Here is a 9,020-nt window from a genome sequence, read left to right on the forward strand (position 1 = left end):
AGTCTATCAGGGATACTTGTATATACAAGAGAAGTGTGCCATCTTTATTTACATAAATATGAACTCGAGACAACAATTGTGCCTGAGCTTCCTAAATTTGCGCTGATAAAACAATATATTATCGATAATATTCGCGCCGCGCGCTGGCTCGAAAACGAGCGCGTGCCGTCGGAAAATGAGTTAGCTGACCAATTTAATGTTAGCCGAATGACCGCAAGACGAGCACTAAGCGAGCTAACTGAAGCCGGAATTTTAACTCGTAGCCAAGGTCTAGGTACTTTTGTTGCCAGTTTTAAATCTCAGTCTTCGTTACTTGAGATCCGCAATATTGCCGACGAGGTCAATGCACGCAATGGCAAATACTCATGCACCGTACTAACGCTTGAACTTATTGCAGCAGTAGCGCCTATCGCCATTGCACTCGGTGTAGAAGCGGACGCGCCAGTCTACAGAAGCGTGATTGTACATAATGAAAATGAACAACCACTGCAAGTCGAAGAGCGCTTTGTCAATCCACAGTTGGCACCGGAGTATTTAGACCAAAACTTTGAACTGACTACCCCTCATGAATATTTATCTCAAGTCGCACCGCTCACAGAGGCTAGACACACCGTTGAAGCTGTTATGCCATCACGAGAGGTTTGCCAGTGGCTTGGGCTTTATAATGAAGAACCATGCTTACAAATGATCCGCCGAACTTGGTCTGCAAAAGGCATTGTTAGCTTCGCGAGGTTAATTTCGCCAGGCAGTAAATATCGCTTAGGTGGTCATCTCACCTTTAAGCAAAGGTCGTAACACATAAAGTGTCGCCAAACATCGCGACAGGTAAATCAAAACGACATGGCGGCCTAGATTGCCATGCAATACAAATAGACTAACAACCTAGCGAAACTAAGCAATCGCAACAACTAGACGTTTCACTTAGGTTGTATATACAATAGGAGAGAGCAGAATGAGTGACAACCCAAGATTAGACCTTAGCCGCGAGATCCGCGCGCCACGAGGTGCAGACATTACCGCAAAGAACTGGCTTACTGAAGCCGCAAAGCGAATGTTGATGAATAACCTTGACCCTGAAGTTGCGGAGCACCCAAATGCACTAGTAGTTTATGGCGGTATTGGCCGCGCCGCTCGCGACTGGGCATGCTTCGATAAAATCGTCGAAACGTTAGACCGCTTAGAAGAAGACGAAACCTTACTGGTGCAATCAGGTAAACCTGTTGGCGTATTCAAAACTCATAGCAACGCTCCTCGCGTCTTAATTGCTAACTCAAATTTAGTACCACATTGGGCTAACTGGGATCACTTCAACGAACTCGATAAAAAAGGCCTGATGATGTACGGCCAGATGACCGCTGGTTCTTGGATCTATATTGGCTCACAAGGCATAGTGCAAGGCACATACGAGACCTTTGTAGCAATGGCAAAGCAACACTTTAATGGTGAGGCGAAAGGCAAGTGGATCTTAACGGGTGGCCTTGGCGGGATGGGCGGCGCACAACCACTCGCGGCAACAATGGCAGGCTTTAGCGCCCTCGTTGTTGAGTGTGATGAGTCACGAATCGATTTTCGTCTTAACACACGCTATGTGGACCGAAAGGCAACCACACTTGATGATGCATTAGCTATTATTGATGAAGCTAAGGCTGCTGGACAACCAGTATCGGTTGGCCTGCTGGGCAATGCCGCGGATGTGTATGCTGAATTGGTTGAGCGCAATATCACGCCTGACGTAGTGACCGATCAAACTTCTGCGCACGACCCACTAAACGGCTACTTACCGCAAACGTGGACTATGGCTCAGGCAGCCGCGCTTCGCGAAAGCGATCCACAAGCAGTTGTAAAAGCCGCAAAACAATCTATGGCGGTGCAAGTACAAGCCATGCTAACGCTGCAATCGCGCGGGGCCGCGACAACTGACTACGGGAATAACATTCGCCAAATGGCCCTAGAAGAAGGGGTTGATAACGCCTTTGATTTCCCAGGCTTTGTTCCAGCCTATATTCGTCCACTGTTTTGCCAAGGCATAGGTCCATTCCGTTGGGTTGCGCTGTCTGGCGATCCTGAAGATATTTATAAAACAGACGCGAAAGTTAAAGAACTTATCCCAGACGACCCACACCTTCACAATTGGTTAGATATGGCGCGCGAGCGCATTCAATTCCAAGGCCTGCCAGCTCGTATTTGCTGGGTTGGACTGAAGGACAGAGCGCGTTTAGCACGAGCATTCAACGAAATGGTCAAAAATGGAGAACTCAAAGCACCGATTGTGATTGGTCGTGATCACTTAGATTCTGGCTCTGTAGCCAGTCCAAACCGTGAAACGGAATCGATGATGGATGGTTCAGATGCAGTATCAGACTGGCCGTTACTTAATGCCTTGTTAAACACGGCTGGCGGTGCAACTTGGGTCTCGCTGCATCACGGCGGTGGTGTTGGTATGGGTTTCAGTCAACATTCGGGAGTCGTTATTGTGGCAGATGGCACAGACGAAGCAGACGCCCGTTTATCTCGCGTACTATGGAATGACCCAGGTACCGGTGTAATGCGTCATGCCGATGCCGGTTATGACATAGCCAAAGACTGTGCAAAAGAACAAAAACTAGATTTACCTATGCTGGAAGGAAAGTAAGTATGTACTCACTAAATTTAATCCCAGGCCAACTGACTTTAAACACGTTACGACAAATCAATCAACAGCCTGTTCATCTCAGCTTAGACGAATCAGCGAAAGCCGCTATTGCTAACAGTGCAGACACAGTTCAGCAAGTAATCAAAGAAGGGCGCACCGTTTACGGCATTAATACGGGTTTTGGCTTGCTGGCCAACACCAAAATTGCAAAAGACGAATTAGAGTTGCTACAACGCTCTATTGTACTGTCGCACGCAGCCGGTATTGGCGAGTTAATGGACGATAGCACCGTTCGACTCATGATGGTGCTAAAAATCAATTCACTCTCTCGTGGTTTCTCTGGGATCCGCTTGGATGTAATTGAATTCTTAGCAGCCTTGGTTAATGCCGAAGTCTATCCTTGTGTGCCCAAGAAAGGCTCAGTCGGGGCATCAGGCGATCTCGCACCGCTATCGCATATGTGTTTACCGATCCTTGGCGAAGGCCAGGTTCGCTATCGTGGTGAGCTTATCGATGCCATCGATGGGTTAAAAATAGCAGGGCTTGAACCACTTACTTTAGCTGCAAAAGAAGGTCTCGCACTACTTAACGGTACACAAGCATCTACTGCTTTTGCACTGCAAGGCCTATTTAGAGCAGAAGATCTTTATGCGCAAAGCTGTGTCGTTGGTTCAATGAGCATTGAAGCGGCTATGGGCAGCCGCTCGCCATTTGATGCGCGTATTCACGAAGTCCGCGGCCAGCAAGGCCAAATCGACACCGCACTGGCGTTTAGAGATATCTTACAAACTCGCTCAGAAATAAGTGATGCTCATGTTGATTGTGAAAAAGTACAAGATCCTTATTGCTTACGTTGTCAACCACAGGTGCTTGGTGCCTGTTTAACTCAGATCCGCCAGGCCGCTGAGGTGATCCTTGTAGAATCCAATGGGGTAACAGATAACCCGCTGGTATTTGCTGATGCTGGAGATATTATTTCTGGCGGCAACTTCCATGCAGAACCTATCGCGATGGCGGCTGATAACCTAGCGCTAGCCATTGCTGAAATTGGTGCATTGGCTGAACGTCGTATCGCACTGCTTATTGATTCGAGCTTATCAAAACTACCTCCCTTCTTAGTTAACAATGGCGGTGTAAACTCGGGCTTTATGATTGCGCAAGTCACTGCTGCGGCACTGGCCTCTGAAAACAAAACACTCGCACATCCTGGCAGTGTTGACAGCCTCCCAACCTCAGCAAACCAAGAAGACCATGTTTCCATGGCAACCTTTGCGGCAAGACGCTTACAGGAAATGGCTGACAACACCCAAGGTGTACTCGCAGTTGAATATCTTGCTGCAGCGCAGGGGTTAGATTTTAGAGCGCCACTTAAGCCATCTGACAAAGTGGCTACAGCTCAGCAAATATTACGAACAGTCGTGAGCTTTTATGACAAAGATAGGTATTTTGCACCTGATATTGAAAGTGCTAATGCGTTATTGGGTCAAGCTGCACTGGCGCACCTGCTACCAGCACAACTCTTACCTTCAGCCTAACTCAGATTCATTAACAATCGGATGATGATAGGCAAAGCCGAGTTCGGTAATACGCTCGGCTTTGATAATACGCGCTTCTTCTTTTGACGAAGCGAAACTTGGCATCTCACTCCCTAACTTTTCACAGTGATATTGATAAAACGCCTGTCTCGTGGGGTGCACTGGATAGCAAACATTATAAATGTCTGCAGCATCCTGCCACTGCGCGATCACGGTATTGATTGCAGTAACAACATCACCGCGATGAACCATATTCACTCTACCATTCGCTGAGCTAGACAAGGCCTTTCCTGCTACAAATCGCCCAGGCTCCCTACCGGGACCTTGAAGACCTGCTAAGCGCACCACTTTACCGCCTGCGTTAAGCACCATCTCTTCAGCAGTTCTTAATATATCAACACGTCGGTTGGCTTTATCCGCTAACTTACCTTGTTCATCATATTCACCATTTTCGGTGCTATAAACGCCAGTGGTCGAACACAATAAGAAGCCTGCTGCTGACATCTTCTTTGCAAGTAACAATGCCTGTTCTAACGTTTCTAAATAGTTACTATCGACATGCCTCGCTCTTGGTGGGATCGCACACACCCAATACGCGTTGTGTAAAGAAATTGAGTGCGCTAAGGTGCCATTTTCAGTCAAGACCAGCTGCCTTGACCAGCTATGCATCTCGCTAGCTTGGGTTCTGGTGCCTTCTATTTGCCACCCTTGCAACTCAGCTTCGCGACACAACGCTTCACCGAGCCAACCCGCGCCCAGTACCACCAGACTGCGATTTAATACTTTCATATGAATATTACCTTAACCAAGAAGTTACCTTGTATTATCTATGTAAAAGAAGTTAACGCAAACGGTGGCGTTCTCCTGTTATCTATGGTTTGATTACCGTTTGCATAAGCTAAAAATAAGAAGTGTCATGCTTGAGAATTTATCCCTTAGAAAGAAAATATTGCTGCTAATTGGCGGCACCATTTCCGTATTATTAATTATTGCATCAAGCTTTTTCGTCAGCCATATTGCAACGCTCTCTCGAGATGGAATTGAACGAGAAACGCAAAGCTATATTCAAGCCGAAAAATTGGCAATGGAAGCATTCTTTGGCCAATACGGCAAAGTGGTTGAAACCTTTGTTTCTACGCCTCACAACATTCATTGGTTTGAAAATTATAATACCCGTGGCGCCGATCTGACTAAAGATAAAGACTATCAAGAGGTCAATGAAGACTTGGTTAGGATCGCCAAAGGTGATGAAAATATTCTCTCAGCATTTATTGCCTCAGCAAACACAGGTGAATATTTTAAAGAAAATGATCGTACATCAGCATATTCAGATGGTCGACCTTACTACGCCTATCAGCGCCCATGGTGGCAGGATACGCTTGATGTAGGTAGATTGTATGTTGGTCCAATTGCAACCGATATCAATACCGGTGCGGTGTCTGCTGTGATCCGTCAACCTATCTACAATAACGCCGGCAAACTCGTCGCCATGGGTGGCGTCGACTTACAGATCAATAAATTGAACGATATGGTTGAACGTATCAAGTTTCAAGATAAAGGTTTTGGCTTTTTGCTCGATGGTGATTTAAATGTTGTGCATTTATCCAAGCGTACTGGTCATTCACTCTCTACCACAGATGAAGGCGAGAAAGGCAAAGAAGGTTTAGATGGTCTTGAATCCCAATTTGCCAATACATCAGGCTTTGACGCTCTAAATGCCGCTATCAAGCGTAACCCCGTTGGCAATAGTACGGTCACGTTCAAAGGGGAAGCGTATTATGTTGTTTATGACAATGTGAAATTAGACAACCCCCTATTGGATTGGCACGTTGGCCTACTTATTCCAGTGTCGCTGATCGAAGCGCCTGTAAATGACGCCGTAATGAGCACAATCACTGCCTTGATTATTATCTTAGCCATTATCGTGGCAATGATCTTGCTCGCCACGCAAATGATCACCAAACCGATTGTAGCGCTTACCGAAACCATGCGAGACATCGCCTCGGGTGAAGGCGACCTAACTAGACGTATCGATATCACCAGTAAAGATGAAGTCGGTCAACTTGCGCTTCATATGAATACCTTCATCGATAAACTTAGAGCAATGATGCTCGATACCGCAGCACAAGCGGAGCAATTAAGTAATGCTTCCGCCCAATTGCGTGAAGTATCAAACAATACTAACAGCGAAATTCAGCGCGAAAAAGAACAGGTCGATAGCGTAAGTGCGGCAGTGACCGAGATGGCAGCTACAGTGACTGAAATCTCACGTAATGCACAAGAGACCAACCAAGCCGCTGATGTCGTGCAACGTATTACCAATGAAGGTGCAGGACGTTCATCACAAGCTCAAGAAGTCATGACTGAACTAGCACTTCATATTGGCGAGGCTGCAAAAGTGGTTGCCGGACTTGAACAAGAAACCAGTAACATAGGTGCCGTTATTGATGTGATTAACGGTATTGCTGAACAAACGAACTTACTGGCACTCAATGCCGCCATAGAAGCCGCCAGAGCGGGCGAGCAAGGCCGAGGTTTTGCGGTGGTCGCTGATGAAGTCAGATCGCTTGCAAGCCGTACGCAAGAGTCTACCGATGACATCCGCAATATGATCTCTCGTTTACAGCAAATTGCCCAACAAGCTTCAGTGATGATGCAGCAAGGTCAAGACCGCGCAGAGGGAACCGTAGGGGAAACGCAAGCCGTGCTTGATGCCTTGAAAGAAATCACAGAGTCGGTCACGACAGTACAAGACCAGAGTCATCAAATTGCGACATCAACAGAGCAGCAAACCGTTGTTGCAGAAGATATTAACAATAGCCTTAACCAAATTAATGAGCTCGTTAATAGCACGGCCAACCACGCCAATGTACTGGCAGATGAAGCCCGTGACTTGAACGACTTAGCCAAGGCGCTGAACTCAACAGTAAACCAATTTAAGCTTTAATCAAACACCAAAACACGTCGCAATCGCGGCGTGTTTTGATCTGAGGCAAATCTAACCTAGACGGTAAAAAGTACACTAACACTCTTAATAAAACTCAAGAGTGCGTATCGTGATTAATTTACCTATTTGGAATGATTCCCTTATCAACAAGTACAATATATCTGGTCCTAGATATACTTCATATCCAACGGCCTTATCGCTTGAGTCTGGTTATAGCCAAAAAGAGTTACAAGCGGCTATTACTGGTTCTAAATCTCGTTCACTCTCGCTGTATATTCATATCCCTTTTTGTCATCAACTGTGCTACTACTGTGGCTGTAATAAAATCATTACTCGTCATCAATCCAAAGCTGACGTTTACCTAGATTACTTAGCACAAGAAATCGCAGCAAAAGCGCCGCAATTTTCTGAGTATCGTGTAGAACAACTTCATTTAGGCGGTGGTACACCAACTTTCTTAACTACCGAGCAAATGACACGTCTAATCGAAATGCTAAGTAGTGCATTTAACTTCTCTCAAAGTGCACAGCGTGGTATTGAAATAGACCCAAGATCACTTGCACCAAATATGATGCGTCACCTACACGAGCTCGGATTTAATCGTGTGTCTTTTGGCGTACAAGATTTTAATGATGAAGTGCAAACCGCAGTAAACCGCCCACAGCATCTAGACGAAGTGCTGGCTATCTTAACTGAAGCGAGAACACTCGGTTTTAAATCTATTAATATGGATATGATCTATGGGTTACCATTTCAAACAGTAGAGAGCTACAAGCAAACGATTGAGCAACTTATCGCGCTTTCTCCCGATAGAGTCTCTGTATTTAACTATGCCCATCTTCCGGATAGATTTGCAGCACAGCGAAAGCTAAAAGAAGCCGATATGCCAAGTGCGGGAGAAAAACTTGAGATCTTTAAGCAAACACTGGAACAGATGACCTCCGCTGGGTATCAATTCATCGGTATGGATCACTTCGCCAAAAAAGACGATGAACTGGCTGTGGCGCAAAATGAAGGGCATCTACACCGTAATTTTCAAGGCTATACCACTCATGGCGAGTGTGACCTGTTAGGTCTTGGTGTCTCATCCATTTCCCAAATTGGTCACATGATTTTGCAAAATGAAAAAGAGTTAAAACCTTATTATCAGGCTTTAAGTGATAAAAAGTGTGCAATCACTAAAGGGATAACTTTAAGTGGTGATGATGAAATACGCGCGGCTGTGATTCAACAGCTTATTTGTCATTTTGAGTTAGATAAAAAGGTGTTCGAGCAACGCTATGATATAAATTTTGACGAATATTTTGCTCAAGCACTTAACGCTCTAGAACCGTTAGCAGCAGATGAACTGGTAGAGCTGAATGAACACACTATAAAAGTCACCAGTAGCGGTAATTTGTTTATTCGCATCATCTGCATGTGCTTTGATGCCTACTTACAAAGCCAAGTCAAAAACACCCGCTTCTCTCGCGTTATTTAACCACCTTACTCTAAGTTACCACAACCTCCCATAATACTGTGTTTATAGTGGGAGTGAGTGCGCCTCGCGAAGTTTTTTTAATTTCAAATCTCTATAAGCAAAAAACCTGTCGCATTACTGCAATGGGTTTTTATGTACATGGTTTTTTTGCCGGAACTTCATTGCAACCTATCGGCGGGCAAACCACTTCCTACCATGTTGCACTGTGCTGATAGTGTGGTAGGAGTGAGTTCATCTCGCGAGATTTTCAAATCACACATAGCAAAAAACCCGTCGCATTTCTGCAACGGGTTTCTCTTATTTGGCCCTGGCGATGTTCTACTTTCACATGGGTAATCCACACTATCATCGACGCTGTTTTGTTTCACTTCTGAGTTCGGCATGGGGTCAGGTGGGTCCAAAACGCTATAGTCACCAGGAAATTCT

Annotated in this window: 6 protein-coding genes and 1 rRNA gene; 5 read left to right on the forward strand and 2 right to left on the reverse strand. The window is 45.6% G+C overall.

The features are described 5' to 3' along the window. Nucleotides 1-33 precede the first annotated feature (33 nt). The 3 genes from hutC (at nucleotide 34) to hutH (ending at nucleotide 4,167) form a co-directional block, all read left to right on the forward strand. Entirely contained in the window at nucleotides 34-795 is a 762-nt protein-coding gene (gene hutC / locus MHN30_RS06080; RefSeq protein ID WP_010368955.1) for a histidine utilization repressor, read from the forward strand. Between the two features lie 157 nt (nucleotides 796-952). Next, nucleotides 953-2,632: a urocanate hydratase gene (gene hutU / locus MHN30_RS06085; protein ID WP_130164960.1), complete on the forward strand. Its 1,680-nt coding sequence runs from the start codon at nucleotides 953-955 to the stop codon at nucleotides 2,630-2,632. Nucleotides 2,633-2,634: 2 nt separating this feature from the next. After that, nucleotides 2,635-4,167, forward strand: a complete 1,533-nt coding sequence (gene hutH, locus MHN30_RS06090; protein ID WP_130164961.1) for a histidine ammonia-lyase — start codon at nucleotides 2,635-2,637, stop codon at nucleotides 4,165-4,167. Here the strand turns inward: hutH and MHN30_RS06095 are convergent. After that, nucleotides 4,159-4,956, reverse strand: coding sequence for an NADP-binding protein (locus tag MHN30_RS06095; protein WP_239358924.1), 798 nt, complete (start codon nucleotides 4,954-4,956; stop codon nucleotides 4,159-4,161). The two genes, hutH and MHN30_RS06095, sit on opposite strands and share 9 nt — an antisense overlap. A 127-nt stretch (nucleotides 4,957-5,083) precedes the next feature. Here MHN30_RS06095 and MHN30_RS06100 point away from each other — a divergent pair, with 127 nt between their 5' ends. Together MHN30_RS06100 and hemN are read left to right on the forward strand one after the other, a co-directional pair. Next, nucleotides 5,084-7,114 carry a methyl-accepting chemotaxis protein gene (locus MHN30_RS06100; protein ID WP_239358926.1) on the forward strand — a complete coding sequence of 677 codons (2,031 nt, stop codon included), beginning with the start codon at nucleotides 5,084-5,086 and terminating at the stop codon, nucleotides 7,112-7,114. Between the two features lie 109 nt (nucleotides 7,115-7,223). Further along, complete coding sequence (gene hemN, locus MHN30_RS06105; protein WP_239358927.1) at nucleotides 7,224-8,594, forward strand: oxygen-independent coproporphyrinogen III oxidase; 1,371 nt, start codon at nucleotides 7,224-7,226, stop codon at nucleotides 8,592-8,594. A gap of 305 nt (nucleotides 8,595-8,899) precedes the next feature. On the opposite strand, the gene rrf is transcribed toward hemN, so the two are convergent. Then, nucleotides 8,900-9,013: ribosomal RNA gene (rrf, locus tag MHN30_RS06110) — 5S ribosomal RNA — on the reverse strand. Between the last annotated feature and the right edge of the window lie 7 nt (nucleotides 9,014-9,020).

The organism is Pseudoalteromonas sp. OF7H-1, assembly GCF_022347825.1.
GTDB classification, from domain to species: Bacteria; Pseudomonadota; Gammaproteobacteria; order Enterobacterales; family Alteromonadaceae; genus Pseudoalteromonas; species Pseudoalteromonas maricaloris.